Consider the following 238-nt stretch of genomic DNA (forward strand, 5'->3'; position numbering starts at 1 on the left):
AATCGGGCGCAATGATCGAGGTTGTTGGTTTTGAGAACGGCCCGGGTGAATTTCTGCACCAGATAGTTTTCCTCGTTGGTGATCCGGGCCGAGGTCAGCACCCCGATGCTGTCCGCACCGTCTTTGTTCCGGATTGCCGTCAGCCGGTCCGCCGTCCGCGTCAGCGCCTCGTCCCAGGATGCTTCGCGGAAGACGCCGTTTTCCTTGATGAGCGGCGTGGTCAGACGATCCTTCGAGG

At 60.5% G+C, this 238-nt stretch carries 1 protein-coding gene; it reads right to left on the reverse strand.

Annotation, left to right across the window (positions count from 1 at the left end):
* A partial coding sequence (locus tag ACYQ11_RS22270; RefSeq protein WP_459926033.1) for a molybdopterin-dependent oxidoreductase occupies window positions 1–238 on the reverse strand: 238 nt, incomplete at both ends.

This window comes from Desulfatiferula olefinivorans (assembly GCF_054657895.1).